Source organism: Companilactobacillus halodurans (assembly GCF_009600995.1).
Taxonomy (GTDB): Bacteria; Bacillota; Bacilli; order Lactobacillales; family Lactobacillaceae; genus Companilactobacillus; species Companilactobacillus halodurans.
Map to the genome: position 1 here is coordinate 37554 of NZ_VDFO01000007.1, position 22023 is coordinate 59576.

The 22023-nt window shown below is 35.0% G+C and carries 17 protein-coding genes; 6 read left to right on the forward strand and 11 right to left on the reverse strand.

Annotated features, from left to right (window positions below):
• Position 1: 1 nt before the first annotated feature.
• From FHL05_RS02730 to FHL05_RS02755, 6 genes are all read right to left on the reverse strand, one after another.
• Positions 2–670 (reverse strand): endonuclease III domain-containing protein, encoded by a 669-nt coding sequence (locus FHL05_RS02730; protein ID WP_153385789.1) that lies wholly within the window; start codon positions 668–670, stop codon positions 2–4.
• A 1-nt stretch (position 671) separates the two neighbouring features.
• Positions 672–1295 (reverse strand): DnaD domain protein, encoded by a 624-nt coding sequence (locus tag FHL05_RS02735; protein ID WP_153385790.1) that lies wholly within the window; start codon positions 1293–1295, stop codon positions 672–674.
• Between the two features lie 66 nt (positions 1296–1361).
• The gene (locus FHL05_RS02740; RefSeq protein WP_153385791.1) at positions 1362–1841 is read right to left on the reverse strand and encodes a cell wall elongation regulator TseB-like domain-containing protein; all 480 of its coding nucleotides are present in this window, start codon (positions 1839–1841) and stop codon (positions 1362–1364) included.
• Between the two features lie 47 nt (positions 1842–1888).
• Positions 1889–4699, reverse strand: a complete 2811-nt coding sequence (locus FHL05_RS02745; RefSeq protein ID WP_153521965.1) for a helicase C-terminal domain-containing protein — start codon at positions 4697–4699, stop codon at positions 1889–1891.
• A gap of 12 nt (positions 4700–4711) precedes the next feature.
• Positions 4712–8371 carry a helicase-exonuclease AddAB subunit AddA gene (gene addA, locus FHL05_RS02750; protein WP_153385793.1) on the reverse strand — a complete coding sequence of 1220 codons (3660 nt, stop codon included), beginning with the start codon at positions 8369–8371 and terminating at the stop codon, positions 4712–4714.
• Entirely contained in the window at positions 8364–11864 is a 3501-nt protein-coding gene (locus FHL05_RS02755) for a PD-(D/E)XK nuclease family protein (protein ID WP_153521967.1), read from the reverse strand. The genes addA and FHL05_RS02755 overlap by 8 nt, the downstream gene beginning before the upstream one ends.
• Positions 11865–11967: 103 nt before the next feature.
• On the opposite strand from FHL05_RS02755, the gene mvk reads away from it, so the two are divergent.
• Genes mvk through fni form a run of 4 tightly spaced genes read left to right on the forward strand, consistent with a single transcriptional unit; the run spans position 11968 to position 16022 of the window.
• The gene (mvk, locus tag FHL05_RS02760) at positions 11968–12918 is read left to right on the forward strand and encodes a mevalonate kinase (RefSeq protein WP_162000178.1); all 951 of its coding nucleotides are present in this window, start codon (positions 11968–11970) and stop codon (positions 12916–12918) included.
• Entirely contained in the window at positions 12911–13876 is a 966-nt protein-coding gene (gene mvaD, locus FHL05_RS02765; RefSeq protein WP_153521969.1) for a diphosphomevalonate decarboxylase, read from the forward strand. Before mvk ends, mvaD begins: the two co-directional genes overlap by 8 nt.
• Before the next feature lie 24 nt (positions 13877–13900).
• On the forward strand, positions 13901–14980 hold the full coding sequence (locus FHL05_RS02770) for a phosphomevalonate kinase (RefSeq protein ID WP_162000179.1): 1080 nt from the start codon (positions 13901–13903) through the stop codon (positions 14978–14980).
• Positions 14973–16022 carry a type 2 isopentenyl-diphosphate Delta-isomerase gene (gene fni / locus FHL05_RS02775; RefSeq protein WP_153385797.1) on the forward strand — a complete coding sequence of 350 codons (1050 nt, stop codon included), beginning with the start codon at positions 14973–14975 and terminating at the stop codon, positions 16020–16022. The genes FHL05_RS02770 and fni overlap by 8 nt, the downstream gene beginning before the upstream one ends.
• Here fni and FHL05_RS02780 read toward each other — a convergent pair.
• The 3 genes from FHL05_RS02780 to FHL05_RS02790 form a co-directional block, all read right to left on the reverse strand.
• The gene (locus FHL05_RS02780) at positions 16011–17360 is read right to left on the reverse strand and encodes an RsmF rRNA methyltransferase first C-terminal domain-containing protein (protein ID WP_153385798.1); all 1350 of its coding nucleotides are present in this window, start codon (positions 17358–17360) and stop codon (positions 16011–16013) included. The genes fni and FHL05_RS02780 overlap by 12 nt on opposite strands.
• A gap of 4 nt (positions 17361–17364) precedes the next feature.
• Positions 17365–18339 (reverse strand): hypothetical protein, encoded by a 975-nt coding sequence (locus FHL05_RS02785; RefSeq protein WP_153385799.1) that lies wholly within the window; start codon positions 18337–18339, stop codon positions 17365–17367.
• Between the two features lie 97 nt (positions 18340–18436).
• Positions 18437–19198 carry a hypothetical protein gene (locus tag FHL05_RS02790; RefSeq protein WP_153385800.1) on the reverse strand — a complete coding sequence of 254 codons (762 nt, stop codon included), beginning with the start codon at positions 19196–19198 and terminating at the stop codon, positions 18437–18439.
• Between the two features lie 186 nt (positions 19199–19384).
• Between FHL05_RS02790 and lepB the strand changes: the two genes are divergently transcribed.
• A complete protein-coding gene (gene lepB, locus FHL05_RS02795) occupies positions 19385–20050 on the forward strand; it encodes a signal peptidase I (RefSeq protein ID WP_153521971.1) in 666 nt (221 codons plus the stop codon).
• A gap of 36 nt (positions 20051–20086) precedes the next feature.
• Positions 20087–20272 carry an LBP_cg2779 family protein gene (locus FHL05_RS02800; RefSeq protein WP_153385802.1) on the forward strand — a complete coding sequence of 62 codons (186 nt, stop codon included), beginning with the start codon at positions 20087–20089 and terminating at the stop codon, positions 20270–20272.
• A 136-nt stretch (positions 20273–20408) separates the two neighbouring features.
• On the opposite strand, the gene FHL05_RS02805 is transcribed toward FHL05_RS02800, so the two are convergent.
• The gene (locus FHL05_RS02805) at positions 20409–21602 is read right to left on the reverse strand and encodes a DUF2075 domain-containing protein (protein WP_153521973.1); all 1194 of its coding nucleotides are present in this window, start codon (positions 21600–21602) and stop codon (positions 20409–20411) included.
• Between the two features lie 155 nt (positions 21603–21757).
• On the reverse strand, positions 21758–21946 hold the full coding sequence (locus FHL05_RS02810) for a 2-hydroxymuconate tautomerase (protein WP_153385804.1): 189 nt from the start codon (positions 21944–21946) through the stop codon (positions 21758–21760).
• Positions 21947–22023: the final 77 nt, after the last annotated feature.

Consider the following 22023-nt stretch of genomic DNA (forward strand, 5'->3'; position numbering starts at 1 on the left):
TTTAATCATTTGTATTTTTATTATTGTTCTTATCATTTTCAGAATTTAATTGGTCGCATTCAATAATCAATTGATTCGTCTCTTTTGAGGGGTCCAATTTCATCGAATACTTACGGCCATATTCGATCATTGTATGATGAGCTCGATGCAATTCTTCTGGCTTCATAACACTGACGATTTTCTTCTCTACTTGAAGAGGATTAGCTTTTTCATCAACAAAGTGCAACCGTTTTGAAATAGCTGACACGTGCGTATCGACAGCAAAAGTTGGCTGGTCAAAAACATCGCTCAAAACGACATTGGCAGTTTTTCGACCAGCACCAGGCAAAGCCATAATTCCCTTTCTTGTCGTTGGGACAACATCATTTAATTGTTCATGAACGATTTGGGCAGTTTTAATGATGTTTTTTGCTTTGTTATGAAATAGTCCAACGCTTTTGATTATTTGTTCAACGTCTAATACATTAGCTTTCATCAAATCCTTTGGTTCTGGATATTTGCCAAACAATTCTGGCGTCACTTTATTGACTGATATATCAGTCGCCTGAGCACTCAAAATAACTGAAACTAAATATTGAAATGGCGTTCTTGAATCTAATGTCCGTCCAATTGGTCCAATGTCGTCTTCCATTTGATGGATGGCCCAAACAATCTGTTCATCTTTTAACATATTAATACCCCAATTTCTTTCGACGTTCTTCCAATTGTTCTGCTGTCTTAATATTACTCTTTTCCCAACTGATAAGGATTCGGTCCATGTATTTCAATGAATAAGCTTGATTCAAAACTGCTTCTCGTAAAGCTAAATCAATCAACTCGACACTATAATGATCATCATCAATCCATTGGTGGATTTGTTCTTGTTCAATTGGTGATAAAGGACGTCCAAATTCAACTTCAATCTTTTTAAATAATTCTTCAGTATCTGACATTAATTTGTCTTTTTTGTTGGATTGCTTTTCTTGTTTTAAAAGATTTTGAATCCGATAATAAATCGGCGTTAACGAATAAAGGTCTCGTTGTTGATGGTGATCCATCACTGTTTTCAATTCGATGATTCCAAGTTTGATCATTCCTTGAATAATCGTATAAATAGTGGCTTCATCCATTCCCGTATCTTCTGCCAAATTTTTTGCCATGGGAAAAGTATTGCCCTTTTGTGCGTACATCGACAAAGCTAAATAGACAATCAAATCTTTTTCAGTCATGCCCAATTTATGAAAATTTTTGATGATTAAATTGTTGATAGTCGTATTGCCGCTGTCAACAAAGGTATTGAATAATTCATCATCCATATTAATTACTCCAATGAATAAAAAAAGCCCGAGAAATCTATTAATCTCGACTTTTTTTAGAATTTTTTAAATGTTATTGATAATTTGAATACTCTTGCCGCTACGGAAATCAACCAAGTTATAGCCAATAGACCCATTTTTCTTTTGGAAAGCAACTTCCCAAGTAGGTTTATCTTTATAAATACCTAAATTGATATGCAAAATCTTTTTAGCATTATATCTTTGTGCTACACCATCGATAACTGTTTGACGAACAGGAGCATTATTTTTATTAACAACTTCTGTTTTACCACTTTTTGCATTAATAATAATATAACGATACTTTTCATTCTTCGTTAAACCGCCAACTGCATAATACTGCTTTTGGCGGGTGTAATTTCCAAAATAATCAGCTTCAACTATCCCAGCTTTTTCTTCGGCAATATCCTTAGCCTGTGACTTGGCACTCGAATAAGGAGCGGAGGAAAGGTTCAAGTATGTTAAAGCTGAAACAATTGCTAATGCAATTAAAGAGATAGTCAATAAGATTTTTGTGCTTCTACTCATAATACGTCCTTTTTTAAACTAACAAAAATAGTATAGCAGTAAATTGTCTAATTCAGAAATTCATTTATATCTTTTTTAATCGAACTCATATCCTCATTGACAATTGGTAGCCCCTTCGGCAAGGATTCTAGAATCGTTTTGCCGTAACTCTTGGTTAAAATTCGATTGTCTAACATCAAAATCACGCCACGATCGGTTGGTGTTCGAATCAGACGTCCTAAACCCTGTCTTAATTGCAAGATAGCATTTGGCAACGAATCAACTTTGAAGATATTCATATCTTGACGCTTAAGGATGTCTTGTTTGATTTTAACATCAGGTTGCTCTGGCGATTCAAATGGAATCCTCGTAACGATTAAAATCTCCAAGACTTTCTTAGGAAAATCGACGCCTTCCCAAAATGAGTTAGCTCCTAATAACACGGAGCGCTGGCCAATGGCAAAACGTTTTTTGATTTTTTCGTTTGAACCAGTGACACCCTGAGCTAAAATCTCCCATTTACCTTTGACGTCAGTTTCCATCAGACGCTGATAAACTTTACTCAAAGTATTCAATGAATTGAAAAGAATCATTGTTTGATGATCTAGATTATCTAAAACATCAACAATATATTTTGTGACCATGTCATAATATTCTTCACTATTAAGCGATTGAATATCTGGCAAATCAGCTGGCAAGTAAATTTTGCTGTTTTTGGAAATACTGTTCATATCCGGCAAAATAACCATTTGATTGATTTGGTTTTGATTCAATTGTGTATCTAAAATAAAGTGCGAGAAATCCTTTTGAATCGTAATAGCCGCTCCGATAGCGAAGATTTGGCTGAATCGATCAGTCGTTTCATCGATTAAAGTTTGAATATTATACTGACGCCAACTTAACTTCAAAGTTTTAGGGTCATAATAATCGCGCATATCGATTTGAATTCCAAATTGGTTATCGGAACTTTGGAGAGCTTGCAACAACTCATCCAGATTTTTGATAACTTTTTCTAGTTTGCTATTTTCAATTGTTAGATTAGAAATAACTTTTGATAATTCAACGGAAATAAAGTTCTTTTGGAAATTATATTGGTCGAATAATGTTTCAACTCGATTAGAAATCAAAGATAGTTCAACAATCAAATCGGATAATAACTCAACTAATTTGTTATTATTTTTACCGAATTTATTGCTGCTGTCAAGAATTGAAACGTACTCTTCTCGATCCTTAAAAGCTACTTTATTTCTGACATAGCGACCAAAAATATTATATTCCAATCGTTCCATCAATTCATCGACTGCTTGAAAATGAATCTCCATGTTTTGCAAGTCTTGGTAATTCCACAATTGTGTCGTTACTTCGGTAAAGGCATAACGTAAAGTTACCCGGTTTTGATACAAGATATCGCTGATTTTTTTGACATATTCATTCAATTGTAAGAAATCAATCGTTGGTGAACTGGCAGCACGTAGACTGCCAGCAAAGTGGTTCGCTTCATCGATGACCAAATAAGAATTGTCGCCCCAATACTTGCTTTCTAAATGACGCGATAAGAAAGCTTGATTGGTGACCAAAATTTTCGATTCTAAATATCGATTTTGTTGATACAACCAAAAGTCATCGTTGCAAAAAACGGTGTTCTCTTTAGATTCGCCACGGTGTCGAATAATGCTAAACAGCGGACTGTTGTAATTAGTTAAATGTAATTCACTCAAGTCCCCTGTCGTCGTCATTGTCAACCAAACGATAATCTTCATCTTCAAAATTGCGGTATGACTATGCAAACGATAATTATCTAGCGCTTCAGAGAAACGGTCTAAGTCAATAAAATTGTAACTGCTCTTGACGATTTCAGCATGATAATTATTTCTCGTAACTTGGTTCAATAGTGGAATCGATTGTTCTAAAATTTGTTGCTGCAAAACCTTCGTTGTTGTAGCAATCACTAATTTTTGATTAAGATTGATCAGATATGACAGTGGCAAAAGATAGCCTAAAGTCTTCCCTGCTCCAGTTGGAGCTTCAATTAAATTCCATTTTTTTACTTTGTCACGATGTTGACTTGTTTTATAGATGTTGTCCATTAAATTGGACTGATTGACACGATAGTCTAAGATGCCATCTAATAGTTCCTTTTTGGCTTCACGCGTTTGCGGATATTTATTAGTGTGATCAATTTGTTCACTAACATGAAAATCCTTTTTACGTAAAATCAAACCATTTCGTTCAAAAAGATATGCTGGCAACACTTCGGTCCGCGAGTTTTTCTCCCGTTCTTCGAGAATCGTTTTAAAAACTAGATTGGTCTCGCGAATCGTATTCTTGCCAAACTTGGCTAACATACGCAGTGTTTCAAGCGGTAACTGTTGAATTCTTTTGAGTAGAACTAAAAACAGTTCGCCGGTAACATGAGCATCGCTGTTAGCACTGTGTGGATTTTTGTGAACGATGCTTAAATAATGCGTTAAATCTTGTAGTTTATAACTACTAATAGTTGGAAATAAAATCTGCGCTAATTCAACAGTATCGATAGCTTTGACATTGAGTTGATTCATTCCGATACGTTTAAGTTCTCGATTTAAAAAGGTCAAATCAAAATTCACGTTATGTGCAATAAAAACTCGATTTTTTAAAAGTTTAAAAATATCAGGTGCAACTTCTTCAAATGTTGGCGAATCTTTGACATCTTCGTCGCTTAGTCCCGTTAGAGCCGTGATTCTTGCTGGAATGGGGACTTTTGGATTGATCTTTTGATCATAAAGGTGCGTAATTTCACCATTTTCGATAAGGGCACAGCCGAATTGAATTATACGCCCGTTGTCATGCCAATTAGAATTGGTAGTTTCCAAATCAACAACAGCGTAAGTATTTTTCAAATCATTCACCTCTCATCTTTTAGTTTCCTCTAAATTAACCGCTTGATTAATCTTCAAGAAATAAAGATATTTACCCACGACGGGTTTAGTTTTAATAGCAGAAATGGCTTCTGCATATAAATTGACTTGCCCAGAATACTTAGAAATAAGTTCATGTAAATTTTGACTCGTGACGTTATCGGTCTTGTAGTCAAAAATTACGATTCCCTGGTCTAATTCAATCACTCCATCAATAATACCATGAACTAATATTTTATCGTTAGTGGAATCATTATTTGAACTGTTTTTAAACAACTTTTGAGCTGACATCAAGATTGAACAAGTATATTCGCGACTAACATTTTCATGATTTTCGACAATTAATTTACCCAAATCGCTTTGATAAAATTTAACAAGACTTTCGCAATCGATTTTATCAGCTAATTCTTTAGTTAACTGCTTCTCATTGACCATTTGCGCAATCAGACTTTCAAAATCGTTTATTTGCGGCTCCTTTTCAATATCAATTTTTTGCAAGACTAAGTGAGTTGCGCTCCCTATATCAGCTGCTGTAACTTGTTTGGTCTTCGTTAAAAAGCTTGGTTTAGCAAACGAACCCAAATTATATCGGGCATCATTATTTTTTTTATCCTGATTAAATAGATTTGTCGACATCTGTTCATCATCTGGATCAGCGAATAACCCTTTGATCTCTGAAACGGATTGATAGGCTGTAGTATTAACTGCTTCTTGATGTTGATAATCCATATTTAAAATATCGTCGACCGATTGCTTAAACAGACTGCTTGGCTCAACGGGAGCTTTTTTAGGAATAATGATTTTTGCTTGATTGTCAACGGCTTTTTCAGTTGAAATAAGATGGAAATCAAGCTGACAAGTTGAATCTTCAAAGTGATTCTCATCAACCTCATTTCTATCATCGCCAGATAAAGTACTGATTCCAACTAGATTTTGGAAACTGTTAGCTTTTAAACGAGCTGATTCATTGATTAAATGACCGTTTGGATGAATATCATCCCAAGTCTTTAATAAATCGTCGGGACTCTTGGTAAAACCAAACATAATCAATTTTTGCTTGGCTCTAGTTAAAGCTACATAAAGTAAGCGCATCTCTTCAGAAACGGTTGAAATTTTCTTTTGATTGCTAATGATGCCACGCTGCATAGTCCGATATTGCAAACGCGAATCGTTGTCGCTTAAAGTAATCCCGATGCCCTTATGAGCATCAAAAACGGTATTAGCATTAACATCTTGCATATTGAATTGCTTAGCCATATCTAAATAGATAACTACTGGAAATTCCAAACCTTTCGAGGCATGAACAGTCATGACCTTAACTGTATCTTCCGTTGCTTCAATACTGTTAGGTTGTGAAAGGTCCTTATCAAGTTTTTGCATTCGATCAATGAAACCAATGAATTGATGGAGACCTTTATAATTATTTTCTTCATAAGAATTGGCTCTTTGGTACAAAGCGTGTAAATTAGCTGCTCTTTGTTTTCCACCAGGCACCCCTGAAACGTACTCCAATAAACCAGTTTCTTGATAAATTTTCCAAATCAATCGAGCAATACTATTCTTATTAGCAAAGTCACGATAATTGTTCAACTGCATCAAAAATGATTCCAAACTGTTTTTGATATGTTGGTCAGCATTTTCAAAATTCAAGTATTCATTCATCGCCGTGAAGTAAGTTTCTCTTTTATCGACTAAACGAATTTTGCTCAACATTTCTTCATCCATACCAACGATTGGCGAACGTAAAACTGCCACTAGCGGAATATCTTGATAAGGATTATCGATAATATCAAGCATCGACATCATGATTTGCAATTCCGTCGTTTGGAAATAGTTTTGAGCATCAGTCACCATTATAGGGATATTAGCTTTTGAGAAATACGAAATCAAATCAGTATTGTTTTCCTTAGTTCGCGACAAAATAGCAATATCGGAATATTTCAAAGGGCGAACTTTTTCTTCATCCGTATCAGCTTTAATCTTGCTGTCATAGATTTGGAAATTATTATTCATTAGTTTTTGAATCCGTTTAGCCGCTTGTGTAATCAGCAATTGACGTTTAGCAGTCTCATCATCTTCATTTTTAATCAGCACATTGAATTCATTAGTCATATCGACTGATTTGGGGAAATTAGTTCCCACAACCAATTTAGAACTTTCATCATAATCGATATCGCCAATCTTTTGATCAAAGATTCTCGTAAAGATTTGATTAACAAAATCATCGACTGCCACTGAAGAACGAAAGTTTTTGGACAGTTGAATCAATTCATTGGGATTGTCGTCTTTTTGATATTTGGCATACTTATCCGTAAAGATATAAGGTGCAGCTTGTCTGAAACCATAAATTGATTGTTTGATGTCCCCGACCATGAAACGATGATTATTTTCACACGACAATAAACTAATGATTTTTTCTTGCATAGCGTTGACATCTTGGTATTCGTCAATCATTAATTCATGAAATTTATTTTGATAGTATTCTAGAGCAATCTTGTGACCATCGACTTCTCCAGTCAAAATTGCCACTGCTTTATGCTCCAAATCATTGAAATCTAAAACATGATTGTTTTGCTTCAAGCGGTCGAATTCTTTAATAAAACTGTGCTCAACTTCAACCAATTTTTCAATCAAGCCTTGAGCAATCCTCAAAGAATCGTTGACATCAGTTTCTGCTTTAACAAAGTATTCGTCATATAAAGACGTAACTTGTTTCGTTATGTCTGCTCTGATTTTTGAAGCATCATTTAAGAATGATAAATCCTTGCCTTCTTTATCAGCTTTTTTGATGGTGTCTTTTTTAGCTTTAGGCTTAAAATTAGCCAACAAAGTTCTAATTTCATCATAGTTTTTAGTAGGCGATTGTTCTTCTAGAGATAACAGCCACTCATTGATTTCTTGGAACACCTTGAGATAAGAGTTAGCCAGTTCATCTTCATTAGCTAATTCAATCCCGCGAAGGACCTCTTCTCTAATTTGTTCCAGACGAGCTTTCACTTGAGGTAAAAAGTCAGTTTGATAAAATTGCGATTCAGAAAAAGTTGTTTTGAATTGATAAGCCGTAATTAAATTTTCGAGCCACTCATTAGTATCGGCGTTGGTGATTGCAAAGTCGTATAGCTTGAAAATAATATCTTTCAAGCCGTCATCGGAACGGTCATTAGTGAAATTATCGGTCAATCGTAAAAAATCAATATCGCCACTACTATAATAACTGTCACGCACATTGTCATAGGCTTGTTCTTGAATAATGGACTTCTCAGTATCGTCGCTTAGCAACCTAAAATTAGGATCGAGTTCGATAACGTAATAGAATTTTTTGATAACGCTCAAACAAAAAGCGTGCAATGTACTGATATTTGACATGGGAATATGAAAGATTTGTTTCTGAAGGTGCTGACGCATCTTGGCATCCGTTTCTGAATTCAATTCATCTTTCAGACTGCTTAAAAGACGGTCCTTCATTTCTTGAGCAGCTGCTTCAGTAAAGGTTGCAACTAATAAATTATCGATATCTTCGCCATCATTTTTAAGCATTTCAATGATGCGCTTGATTAAGATAGTCGTTTTCCCGGACCCTGCAGCCGCTGAAACTAAAATATCGTGGCCACGATGATAGATGGCCTTTTTTTGATCTTCTGTCCACTCAGGCATTATCTTCACCATCCTCTAAAATCGTTTGTATTTCTTTAATAACGTTTTCTTTGTTGTAATTGATTACGTCGTGGTAGTCATTTTCTGGCAACATTGCATCAAATTCAAAAATTGGTCGATAATCGCTATATTGCAAGCCAGTCGTGGTTTGATAACGATAAGGATTCAATTTCAATTTACCAGAATAAATCGTTTCTCCTGCTTGTTTAATCAAACGTTTATTGTAGTTTAATATTTTGAATAAATCATCGTCACTGACGACATCTTTATCAGAGGCACTGACGACCGGTGATGTTTTGCTTCTCTTGTTAGCTTTTGTTCTGGCATCGACGTCAAAGTTTTCCAATAAATCCTCATCATCAAGCAACAATCCTTGAAGTTTAAATTGACGCAAAATTTGCGTATCCAGATTATTTAAAGCTGATTTAGTTATCTTAACGAATGGATTACTGATGTGCTCATACAAAGCTCCACCAACTTTTAAGTTAGAACCCAAATCAGGTAAGTTATTAGTCAAACTTTGAATATAAGTTGGCATTTGCATAGTGATTCCATCTAAAAATTCTGGGAAGTTGAACTTCTTATCGCCTGATTTATAATCGATGATTGCTAAATAAGTAATGTCATTTAAAATCATTTCATCAATTCGATCGATTTTTCCACGAACATTGATTTTGTGACCACCAGGTATTTCATATGACAAGCCTTTTAAGTCTTGTTCATTGTCGATTCGGCCAAAGGTCACTTCTGAAGCTCTGGGAACGAATTTATTCCGTTTGTACTGTTGTTTCATGTTCGTAATCAATTGAACTAAGGTACTTTGCAATTTAGAAGCAATATAATTCATCCGAGCTGATGACTTAAAAATTTTATTTTCTGGCAATTCAACTTGTTCGGCAAATAAATCAGCAACTAATTGTTTTATCTCTTGGTCATCGAAGTTAGTCAATCGTTGTTGGTGTGCGTTCAGGTATTTGACCAAACCATCTAAAACAGCATGGAAAATCGAACCTGTTTGAGCAGGCGTGATTTCAAATAATTGCCTTGGACGTAGCCTTAAGCCATATTGCAAGAAATATTCATATTGATTTTGGTAGAAAGTCTCTAATTGTGAGATTGAGACGTTGATATTTTTGCCATATAAGGCATCGACAGTTTCAATATCCAAATCGTGAGGAATATTTTGATAATCTAAAGAACTTAAGGCGAAACTCGACTTATCTGGTTCATCGTTTAATAATTGCTGACGAACATATTTCCAGGCATCTGGCAAATCAGTCTGATTATCTAAAGCAGAGCGTGACACGCGTATCAAATAATTAAGACTAGAAGCCTTGGACCCCATGTAGCGTAAGATATCATTTTCGTCTGTATCATCAATTGAAGGATTCAATAAAACTAATTGCTCGTCGAGTCGGAAATGTTCTTTGATTCGTTTAACATAACTAGACAAGTCTTGCTTTTTATTGTCCTCAGTCAAATTAGGATACGTGAAAACTAGTCTTTGACTTGGAGTTGTAAAGATAATGTCGTGCAAGAAAGGTTCTGAGTTATTGACGGCCTCATCCGATTCTTGGAGATATTTGCCATCAGTCAATTCATCATTTAAAAAACCCCGTTCATCGTCAGTTACGATATTGTTGGTAACGGTTGCTGCAGGCATATTGTTGGTTGTAGATCCTAAGATAAAAGTGATTTTGCGGTCAGTTGGTTGAATCATTCCGATTTCAGAAATACTGACAGCATCTAAAGTTGAAGGAATCTGCGAATAAGTAGCACTTTCAAACGCTGCATCCAAAATCTCAATAAAATCTTTCGATTGAAATTTGGCGTCACCAAAGACTTCGACATACTCATCTAAAACTTGATTGAAGAGATTGACGATTTGTTCCGGCTGATTAGCAAGACTCAAGTTCTTTTGTTCGGTGGCTTGATTTTGCCATTTTAGAAGCGTCTCGAAAACTTGATGTTTATCTAAAAAGCTGTATAAAAAGCTAGCACTTTCTAAGGAAGTGTGATTGGAGTTGAGGAATTGGTCTAATTCTTGATAAATTTCTTCAATAAAATTCTTGATTACATTGATTTGGTCAAAGGCTTCAATCTTGAAACTATCAATTTTTTTATCCAATGTAACGTTCGGCTTGAAATCATCTCCAAGCCAATTACGTTTGGTCGTGCCATTGGCTAGAATATAGTTTTCCGTTAAATCGACTGCCTGACGGAAGCCTTCGATATCGTCTTGAAATTGTTCTGGCAACAAAAGTTCAGTCCGCAACAAACTAATGACGTCATCTTCTTGCATGCCCTTGTTATAAATCGCAAATAGCAAGTCGATGAGACGTTTAAAGGGATGGTTCGCCATCTTTTTTTGTAAATCGATAAAGTATGGCACTTCATTATTTTCCATGAAGGATTCGACAAAGGAACCATATTCTGATAAATCTCGAGCTAGAATAAGGAAATCTTTGTAACGATAACCTTGCCGTGCCACCATTTGACGGATATAGGTGCTGACAGCTGAGATTTCAGTTTGCTTATCGGTACATTTCCAGATTTGGACTGAAGTTTGGCTGTCTAATCCGCTTGCCTTAATATGTCCGCCGTCGCTTGATTGAATCCAATAATCTTCTAATTTTGCTAAATCGGAGCTAATCCTAGGTTGATCAGCAAAATAATTTCGTGTAATTATTTGTTGAGACTTTGCAAAATTATGCAGTTGTTGATAAGTTGAAGTAGGCCGATAAAAAAATTCTGATATATCGTTTGGTTCCAAAATAGGTTTTTCTAATACTAAAGAAATATTTAAATTGGCACTATTTAATAGCATCGTTTTAACTAAATTCATTTCCGTAGCGGTAAAAGTTGAAAAACCTTCTAAATAAAAATGATACTGTGATGTTTTGATTTTTTGATTTAAAAAATCGGCTAATGAATTTAGCTGAAAGTCATTCGTATTATAATTTTGAATTTTTTGAAGATAATCTGTATAAATTAGGTTTAATTCTTTGATTTTGTCAGCAAAGATGCCATCGCCATTTTTATCCAGAACTTCAGCAATGTCGTCAGGTTGGACTTGTCCATTTAAGAACTCGTCAAATTGAGAGATCATTTGGTCAATAAAACCGGGTTTGTCGACCATGCCTCGAAATATCTTCAAATCCGACTTGTGTGATTGGATAATTTCTTTCAACAGCATAGCTGCTTTAGTTTGCGTTAAGGTTGCTAAATTATAATCGCTGTTGCTACGTAAGAAATACCAAGCTAAACGTGAAAAGGAAAATGTCTGGACGTTATGAGTTGCTGTCACTTCGTCTTTGTCGTCGCCTTTTACAAAATGTTTAAGAATATTGATTTCTGACTCAAACTTAATGTGGTTAGGTACTAAAAAGAAGAATTGTCCGTTTTTATCTTTTTGATAATCTGAATCGAACAACTCCATCATTTTTTGATGATGATCAAATTGGTTCTTTCCTAATACAAAATTTAATGTCATTTTTCTTCACCCGCAAAAATTCTATCATAGTTTGATGGTCATAAAGTGGAAATCCTTACAATAGATGTATAAAATATAGTCTTAGAGAAACTGAGGTGAGCATGTGCTTAAAGGAATAGGAAAAAGTCACGGCAAAACTATTATTATGGGAGAACATGCGGTAGTTTATGGCTACCCTGCATTTGCCATTCCCCTACTTAGTACGCCTGTAATCGTAAAAATAAAACAGAGTAAAGAAAACTCATTGATTTCCAAGTATTATGCTGGAAAAATCGAGCAAATACCTGATTCTTTAGCAGGAGTAAAATATTTGATCAACCTGCTCAATTCGCATTTAAATCAGGAGAAGGTCAATTACACGATAAGTATCGACAGTGGCCTGCCTATTGAACGCGGGATGGGGTCGTCAGCTGCTATTGCTGCAGCAATTACTCGCGCCTTCTTTGATTTCTTCAATCAAGAACTGACTCATGAGAAATTATTAGATTATGTCAATAAGTCAGAAACTGTCACCCATGGCAAAGCTAGTGGTTTAGATGCTTTAACAGTTTGTTCAGAATATCCCATTAAATTCAGTAAAAATGAAGCACCAAAAGCTTTTAGCTTTAATTCTGAAGGCTTTATCGTCATCGCTGATTCAGGGGTCAAAGGCAAAACTAAGGAAACGGTCGCTGATGTGAGAAAAATGTATGAAGCAGACCAAGCAAAAACTGGCGCTTATTTGAAACAATTAGGTGACTATGCAGCAGAAGCTACCCAGCTTTTGATTAAGGGCAATCTTAAAAAACTTGGTCTAACTTTCACATTAGCTAATGAAGCTTTAACTAAATTGAATCTATCGATTCCTAAAACTGATAAATTGATTGAAGCTGCTAACCACGCTGGAGCCCTTGGAAGTAAAATCACCGGTGGCGGTCGTGGAGGCTGTATTATTTGTTTGGCCCACAACTTAACTAACGCTCAGATGATTCAAAAGGCTTTAACTAAAGCTGGCGCAGAACAAACTTGGATTCAGCCACTCTCAATTTATGCGGAGGATTCAGACATTGACTAGAACGGCACGTGCCTTCACAAATATTGCTCTAATTAAATATTGGGGCAAAAAAAATAAGCAATGGAAATTGCCCTATACAAACAGTCTGTCTTTAACTTTGGACCGTTTTTATACAGATACTAAATTAACGATTATCGATTCAGACAAAGATATCGTTTCTTTAAATCATAAAATTTTAAATGACCAAGAGAATAAACGTATTTTAAATTATCTTGATACCGTTCGAAAACTCTATTCATTTGAAGACCATTTTCAAGTAGACACCGTTAATCATGTTCCAACCTCAGCTGGATTTGCTTCTTCAGCTTCAGGTTTTGCGGCTTTAGCTGGTGCCATCAATGAAACAAAACAATTGAATTTGAATCGTCAGGAACTTTCGATTTTAGCTCGCAATGGATCTGGTTCTGCCAGTCGCTCAATCTATGGAGGTTTCGTTGAATGGATTGCTGGAGACAGTAATGAAACATCTTTTGCCAAACCAATCGATGAAACGCCAAAAATTGATTTGGTCTTACTGTCAGTAGTAATTAATCAGCAATCAAAGAAAATTTCTTCTACCAATGGTATGGAAAATAGCGTAAAAACCTCCCCTTTTTATCCAAATTGGGTTACACTGGTGGCTTCAGAGCTTCAAGAAATTAAGCAAGCAATTGCAAAAAAAGATCTTCAAAAAATTGGTGAAATTGCTGAGCACAATGCAATGTCTATGCATGCCCTGACACTTTCTGCTAATCCTTCATTCACATATTTTGCACCTGAAACCATTAGGATTATTCAAATCGTCAAAGAATTGCGGCAAAAAGGTATTTTTGCGTATGCTACAATTGATGCCGGACCTAATGTTAAAATAATATGTACGAAAGAATCGCTTGAAAAGGTTCAGACATACATCGAACAACAACTATCAAATGTAAATACCGTCATTGCAAATATTGGCTCAGGTATTCAATACATCTGATATAAATTGAAAGGTATGATATTTTTGTCTACAGGAAAAGCACCTGGAAAATTATATTTGGCTGGAGAGTATGCGGTCGTTGAAACCGGCTTTCCCGCTGTTCTTACTTCAGTTAATAAGTATGTGACTGTTACGGTTAATAAGTCGCAAAATGGTGGAACGATCCAGTCAAAGAATTTAAATAAGGAATTGATTCATTGGAATCGTCAAGGAACTCAATTAGTCTTTGACGATACCGAAAGTCAATTGCAGTATATTTTGGCAGCAATTAAATTTGTTGAGAAATATGCTCTAGAAAGAAACGTCAAGTTAAACTACTATGATTTATTAGTTACTAGCGAATTAGATTCAGAAGATGGAAAAAAATATGGTCTCGGTTCATCTGCAGCTGTGACAGTTGCCGTTGTCAAAACTCTAGGAGATTTTTATCATCTAGAACTTAGTGCAATGGATATTTATAAAATCTCTGCTATTTCGCATCTTTCCGTTCAAGGCAATGGAAGTCTTGGCGATATTGCTGCGAGTGCTTTTGGTGGTATCGTCGCCTATTACTCGCCAGACCGGAACTGGATTTTTAATATGATTAGAAATCATAGCATTACTGAAATTCTTTCACTTGATTGGCCTCAATTGAAAATTCAAAGTTTGAGTTTGCCTAATGATCTTGAATTAACGGTCGGTTGGACAGGATCACCAGCTTCAACTTCAATTTTGGTTGATCGGATTGCTTTAACTAAAGCACAAAAAGTCGAAAAGTATCAAAACTTTCTTCATGCTAGTCGTCAAAATGTTGAACACTTGATTGAAGGATTTAAAAATAATAATACAGCTTTAATCAAAGAAATGTTCACGAAGTATCGTGCTTTGCTAGACGATTTAGCTGAATTCAGCGACGTTCATATCGAAACTGACTTGTTAACAAAACTTTGCGATATTGCCGAGAAATTAGGTGGTTCCGCAAAAACTTCCGGTGCCGGTGGCGGTGACTGTGGAATCGTTTTGAGTGACAAGTCATTAAACGTGTCTGAATTAAAAAAGGAATGGAAGAAAGTTGGTATTACCCCACTAACTCTAAAAATTGGAGAAACAATTGCCCATGCCTAAACAAGACCCACAGATGCAGCGTAAAGTCGAGCATCTTTTTTTGGCCGAAAAATTCTTCACTGAAGAATCCTTGGCTGATTTTGATAAAGTTCGCTTGTTGCATTCTGCCTTACCTGAGCTTAATTTAACAGATATCGATTTAAAAACTGATTTCTTGGGAACTCAAATAGACGCACCAATTTATTTTAATGCTATTACCGGCGGTTCTAAGCAATCTAAAGAATTCAACAGTGAATTGTCCCAGTTAGCAAAAAAGCTAGGAATACCCGTTTCTAGTGGCTCAATGGGCGTATTTTTTCGTCTACCTGAAACAAAAGAGTCATTTACAACTTTACGAGAAAATAATCCTACAGGTTTCGTAATTGCTAATGTCTCTGCTAAAGCCAATGCCAAACAAGCTAAACAAGCAGTTGACTTATTAAAAGCCGATGCTTTGCAGATTCATTTAAATGCTATTCAAGAATTGGCAATGCCTGAAGGCGACCAAGAATTTTATTGGCTCCATAATATTAAACAAATTGTCGAACAAGTTGATGTGCCAGTGATAGTTAAAGAAGTTGGCTTTGGAATGTCTCAAGTCGATTTAGATAAATTATGGCGTGTTGGCGTTAGAAACGTTGATATTTCCGGTTTTGGTGGGACTGACTTTGCAAAAATCGAAAGCCAAAGAAATCATGAAGCAGATTTAACTTATCTTGATCAATTATCGCTTTCGATCGTAGAATCCTTGATTGAATCAAAGCTCTATCAAGATAGAATGACGATTTTGGCTTCAGGTGGCATCAGAACGCCAATGGACGTTATTAAAGCAATCCGTTTAGGTGCTAGTTCAGTTGGTATGTCAGGTCTTGTTTTACATCATTTGCAAAAATCATCATTAGAAGAAACAGAAGTATTTTTTAGAGAATTTATTAAACAATTACGCTTAATCATGGCAAGTATTGGTGCCAAGTCAATTGCTGACATCAAAAAAGCCCCCATCGTTTTTGATGAGAGCTTAATCAGTTATGCTAAACAACGTAAAATCAAATTAACGTCTTAGTCCTTTTGGATAGACGTTTTTTATTTGGGCATTGCTAAAACGTCCCCAACTGAATAGTTTATTTTGATAAGATAAGCCAATCCATTTATTAAAATTAGGTCGATCTTCTAGAATCACTGATTCACCATGCAAATACTTTTTAAATTGTGGTTCATCGAAATGATAAACCGTCTTCAATTCACTAGGTTTGAGTGCTAATATCCACGCGATATCGGGCTCGAACCTATTTTTTTTGAATTCGCCCAATTTTAAGCCATTACGAAGAATATGCAAGCCTTTAAAACGATTATCCAAACTAGCTGCTTGGTATAAGAAATCACTGATTCTTAACCAGTTGACGTCAGATAAACCATTCAAATTAGCTTTAGCAAACTTATTAAAGAATTGACGATCTTCTTTTTTCAAACCATCGTTAATTGCTCTTTCTTTGATAGTTTTGGGCTCGCCATCTTTAACTAAACGACACATGAAATGCCCTTCGCCATTGAATTGGTCTGGAAACATTCGTAAAGCTTTTTTCAATTCAGGATTGCCATTGTCCCACTCTGGATGGCCGTCTTCCATGCCGTGATATTTTTTAACATCAACTAAGTGCATATCAGGATATTTGTCTAACAACCAGGAGATATTTTCTTCATTTTCTTCTGGAGAAAAAGTACAAGTAGAATAAACCAAACTTCCACCAGCATTTAATAACTTATACGCAGAATCCAGGATGTGTCTTTGACGATTGGCACATTGCTCTACGTAATCTAATGACCAATACTTGACTGATTCGGGGTCTTTGCGAAACATTCCTTCACCAGAACAAGGTGCATCGACCAATATTTTATCGAAGAAATCACCAAATTTCTTTTCAAAATCTTTGGGAGAATTGTTAGTGACTACTGTATTAGAAATACCCATTCTTTCAATGTTAGACGAGAGAACTTTAGCTCGCTTGTCGTTTATTTCATTACTAACTAAAAGGCCTTGAGAAGCCATTTTTGAAGCTACATACGTAGTTTTGCTTCCCGGTGCCGCACAAAGATCCAAAATCTTATCATTTTCTTTAGGATCTAAGATTTCTGTAACATACATGGCACTGGGTTCTTGACTGTAAACATAACCAGATAAATGGTCGATTGAATTGCCATCAATATCGCCAAAATAACCAATATTGCTATATTCAATCGGTTTATCCAACGAATAAGAAACATTTTGATAATCTGGTTTCAAAGGATTCAAACGAAACGCCTCTTGACTATCTTGTTGAATCGCCTCAAACAAATCCTCAGCTCTTTTTCCTAATAAATTACGATATTTTGTTTTAAAGTCATCACTCAAATTGACTTTCATTAAATCATTCACTCCGTTTAATAAAGAATATTTGCGATAGTCCAATCAAAATCGTGCAAAGAATTGAAACTGTCATGAACAGGTTAAAGGTATTGTGACTAATAATTACGATTCTCCAATGAACAATAATGAACCCTAAAATATTGGGGACCAAAGTATAAAGTAAATATCGAATCATTAAACCGTTTCGATAATTATTTTTTAAATCACCTGTTAAATGCGATCTCGAAAGGTCATATTTCAAAGGTACCAAAATATAAAAGTTTACTGCTACGATCAAGAAGAATAGTAAAACAATCCCCACCATGTATAGCTCGCCATTATTGCTTGTTTCTACATTGGTAAAATCATCGCTTTGTGGGACGTATTTATGCGTCGATTTTACGTGAAGAATACTTTTGATTTTATTCAAACTATCTTTATTTGTTAACGCCTTACCGTCCAAAACAGTTGTTACTTGATTCAAATGAAATTTGGATTTGGGCTGATTTGGCGACAGCGATACTAAAGTTTGCGAATTCAAAATCTCAGCACCATCAAAACCTACATTGCCAATGACTGAAATATATCGGTTATTAACTTTGATATACGATTGGCTTTGGGGCTTATAAGATTCAATTTCAGAATTCTTCCCTTGGACAGCAAATGGAATCTGCGATGTAAAATCGTCTAAAGAGAAATAACGTCCAGACGTAATTGGCAGTTTGCTAATTTTGCCATGGCTATACATGTAGCCCATATCGCTATTACCTTTATCAAAAAATATCAATTGATAACTAGACATTTTTTTTTGCTTGTCTAAGTCCTTAACAGCAGTAATCAAATTCTTTTTTGATTTGGTATGTAAAACTACTGCTTCATCGCTCATACCTAAACGATTCATCGTATTGTTATATTTGATTGAATCGCTTTTGGAGATAGCAACTCCTGTTAATAGAACAATCAAAAAAATAACAATACTCGAAATTATCTTTTTCATAAAAATTCACCTATAAAGTTTGTCTTACTGATATCTCATTTTACACTAAACGACAACTAAGGCCGAAACAATTTTCAAATTGCCTCAGCCTTAGTAATTATTTTACAAGATATAGTTGATCATGAACTAAATCATAACGTGAATATTTTTCATTAATACGTTTAATTTTATCATCTTCAATTAACTCAGCTTCTTGCCAGAATTCATGACTGTCAGTTGCCCCGTTCTTCTCACCGATTAGAAGGAAATTCACATCTAACTTGCGGACTTTTTCTAACACCTTCAAGTCGATGTCCTCCCGATCAGGACTCCAAGCTAAAATAACATTATCAACTTTAGAACCATATTTATCAAGAGCAGCTAAAGCATCTAAAGATTCAACATCAGTAACCTTCAAATTTCCAGTTTGATCATGTTGAGCCCAACTGGAATCATCAGTACAATAAGTTTTTACTCCGAGGTCACGTAATCCCTTAGAGAGATAGCCATTTCCAGCCATTAGTTCCAAAAAACTTTGATCTGGGAAATTATTTTTTATTTCCGCAACAAAATCTTGTGTAATCGTGGCCCAATAACCAAAGCGGGTTTGAAGATAGGTTCTGAAATCGCCTAAGTCGTGATCGAATTCCTCCAAATATGCTGACATTTCTTGAAATTCAATTTCATCTAAATTGATGTTGCCTCTCATATAACTCTTGATTTCATCTTCACTCAATTGCAATTGCGGAAAATGATATTTAGGCAATTCATTATTTAGCAGTGCTTGACAGATACGTTCCATGAACTTTATACGAGCGTTAAAAACCATTCCATTCGGCAATCGACTGACATCTTCTCTTAATCCATCTATGTAATTCATACTTTCCCCCAAAGAAACTTAATTTAATAAGATTTATCTTACTAGAATGTACAAAAAACATAAAGTCATTAGACCTCAAGTCAAAGATTGATATTATATTAAATTTTTTTAACTAACATATGACAAATATTTCCAATAATCTGGAAAAAGTGTAATATCTTAGTTAGTACATGTACGAGGTGAAATATGGCAGAAAATAATAGAAGAACGAAGCCTAAAAAGGATGAAGAAAGCGGCTGGAAGTTCTGGTTACAAACCATTGCTTTAACCATTGCAATTTATGCAGTTTTCTTCCTTGGGTTTAAGTTCATTCTCTCGAATGATAAAGTTTCTGGACCTTCCATGCAGCCGACCTTTGAAAATGGAGATAAAGTTATTGCAACAAGACATTCAAAGATTTCGCGTGGCGACGTTATCGTTTTAAAGGCTCCTGATGAACCTGGTTCATTTTATATTAAGAGAGTTATCGGTTTACCTGGAGATACTTTTGTTTCTAAAAACAATAAAATCTATGTTAATGGTAAACTATATAAAGAGGACTTCCTCAAAGCAGGTAACAAAGTAAAGGAACCCGACACTAGTCTTTATGCGGGTAAGCCTTATAGCTATACGTATAATTTCACTTTAAGCTCTTTAGCTAAGAATTCGCCTGAATGGCAAGAACGTTATAGCAATTCTTATCTAAACAAGATTAAGAAGAATAACAAAGTTCCTGCTGGTACCTACTTTGTTATGGGAGATCACAGAACGGTTTCCAAGGACAGTCGTATAATTGGTTTCATTAATAAGAATAGTGTTATTGGTGAAGTCAAATGGCGCTATTGGCCATTGAATAGATGGGCCATCTTTTAAGGTTTGAGTTTTTGATAACACATTGGAGGTATTTATATGGATAAACCAAATATTGCTGAAATGATTCTTCAGTATGAGAAAGATAAAGATATGACTGATACACAATTTGCTTTTGAAAGTCACTTATCAGTAGAACGTGTGCACAATCTAAAATCAGGAGATTATGAACCAACTGCAGATGAAATTAAGACTGTAAAAGAATATATCAAATTGCATCAATAATGTAGTATTTGTAGTTTACCCTGTTTTGACGACCCGATGGGTCGTCTTTTTTTTGTTTTTATTGATATATGTTTTCGTAACACATATATTCAAACCATTGCCGTTAATAACTTCGTTGCTGTAATGTTATGTAACGCTATCTTTGATTATTCAAAAAATCATAAATATCTCTATCATGAAAATAAATAAAGCAGCCTTGAACTCCTCGTTTTAGTAAAACATTAATCGAATTTAAAATAATGCTCTTTTTGGCGGTATGTAAATCACTCAAATCATCCTCGTGACGCTTTTTAAAAGCCTCCTGATCCTCATACTTATCTGGATCGACCACTATCGAATCCTTTGAAAGTGATACTGATGGCCCAATAATCACGGCAACATATTGTAAATCAAACCCTTGCACTGTATAAATTGACCCAATTTCATCGATTGTTTCCGGTTTTTGAGCCCAAGTTACTTTAGAATAATTATATTGATCCCATGGTAAATGAAACTGGCCTTCATTAACATAGTGTTTTTTTCCATCCAAAGTTGATGGATAGTCTGCTGTAGCGACAATTCGGGACTCGCCTACTTCTGAATTCTTCTTTTTCAAAGCTTGATACATTTTTTCGGCATTAGAATAAACTCGAAAGTCATAATTTGAAGACATCGTTAAATAATCTTTTTTTGAAACTAAATCCTGATCTAATTGCAATTTATCCGTTAAATCATCAATCCAACGAACAACTTTTCTTGGTGCTTGCATTCGCATTTGTGTCATCAAAGTTGCTTCTTCAAATTTTGCTTGAAATTTTTTTATGACTTGATCGACTAAATTTTTTGACCAATAACTTTTCAATTTCAAAACTTGATGTTCATCGAACACAAGAATAACTACTTTGCTCAATTTGATTATTTCTTCTAATTGATTCTTTTGCGTGAAATTATTATAGTTGACGCTCTCGCTCAAAAGTAAATGTGCTTCATCAATCACTACTACATCAGCTTTTGTTTGCTTTTTATGACTTTGATTGATAAAGGTCGTCGGACGTAAAAAGCGATTTTTACGTAATTCCGAAAATTCGCCAGCATTTTCTTGATAAACTTTGAGAAGTTCTGGATGATTGACTAAAAAATAATTATTAGTTTTATTTTCCTTAGCACGTTTTTCTATTGCTAAAAATAGTTTCGTCAAAATAATACTTTTGCCTGTACCAGCATCGCCATTCAATTGAAAAATGGCCTTTTTTGAACCGTTCAAATTATCTTTAATAAATGTTTCAATTCTTTCAAAAACTTTTTGTTGTTCTTTGGTAAGTTCTTTATCGGGAAAAACTGATTCTAACATTTTAATTCTCCAAATCTTTTATAAATGGGTCTATTGTAACAGAGTTTTTTGAGTTTTATGTTTTCGTAAAACATTTATCATTACAAAATTGCTATGAACAATAAAAAAAGAAAGCGTCCACTAATACCAGACTCTTTCTTCACTAACTGTAACTGTTATTTTTCGTCGCTTTTCAAGACGCCACCAACAGCATAATGTTCTTTTTCCATTTCATTTAAAACAACATGGACATGTTCTGCAGGTGCACCAGTATTTTTTACGATAGCTGCAGTAACATCTTTGACCATCCCTCTTAATTGATCTTCGGAACGACCGGCGATTAAATCAATGTGTACTAATGGCATAATTAATTACTCTCCTTTATTGTAAAAGCATTTAGATTATCTCATAGTAAAATATTTTTTTAAACAGTAATTTAAAT

Bases quoted from the DNA above. Each gene is read 5' to 3' on its own strand.
- FHL05_RS02730 (WP_153385789.1), bottom strand. From the start codon at position 670: ATGTTAAAAGATGAACAGATTGTTTGGGCCATCCATCAAATGGAAGAC.
- FHL05_RS02735 (WP_153385790.1), bottom strand. From the start codon at position 1,295: ATGGATGATGAATTATTCAATACCTTTGTTGACAGCGGCAATACGACT.
- FHL05_RS02740 (WP_153385791.1), bottom strand. From the start codon at position 1,841: ATGAGTAGAAGCACAAAAATCTTATTGACTATCTCTTTAATTGCATTA.
- addA (WP_153385793.1), bottom strand. From the start codon at position 8,371: ATGCCTGAGTGGACAGAAGATCAAAAAAAGGCCATCTATCATCGTGGC.
- FHL05_RS02755 (WP_153521967.1), bottom strand. From the start codon at position 11,864: ATGACATTAAATTTTGTATTAGGAAAGAACCAATTTGATCATCATCAA.
- fni (WP_153385797.1), top strand. From the start codon at position 14,973: ATGCCTAAACAAGACCCACAGATGCAGCGTAAAGTCGAGCATCTTTTT.
- FHL05_RS02780 (WP_153385798.1), bottom strand. From the start codon at position 17,360: ATGAAAGTCAATTTGAGTGATGACTTTAAAACAAAATATCGTAATTTA.
- FHL05_RS02785 (WP_153385799.1), bottom strand. From the start codon at position 18,339: ATGAAAAAGATAATTTCGAGTATTGTTATTTTTTTGATTGTTCTATTA.
- FHL05_RS02790 (WP_153385800.1), bottom strand. From the start codon at position 19,198: ATGAATTACATAGATGGATTAAGAGAAGATGTCAGTCGATTGCCGAAT.
- lepB (WP_153521971.1), top strand. From the start codon at position 19,385: ATGGCAGAAAATAATAGAAGAACGAAGCCTAAAAAGGATGAAGAAAGC.
- FHL05_RS02800 (WP_153385802.1), top strand. From the start codon at position 20,087: ATGGATAAACCAAATATTGCTGAAATGATTCTTCAGTATGAGAAAGAT.
- FHL05_RS02805 (WP_153521973.1), bottom strand. From the start codon at position 21,602: ATGTTAGAATCAGTTTTTCCCGATAAAGAACTTACCAAAGAACAACAA.
- FHL05_RS02810 (WP_153385804.1), bottom strand. From the start codon at position 21,946: ATGCCATTAGTACACATTGATTTAATCGCCGGTCGTTCCGAAGATCAA.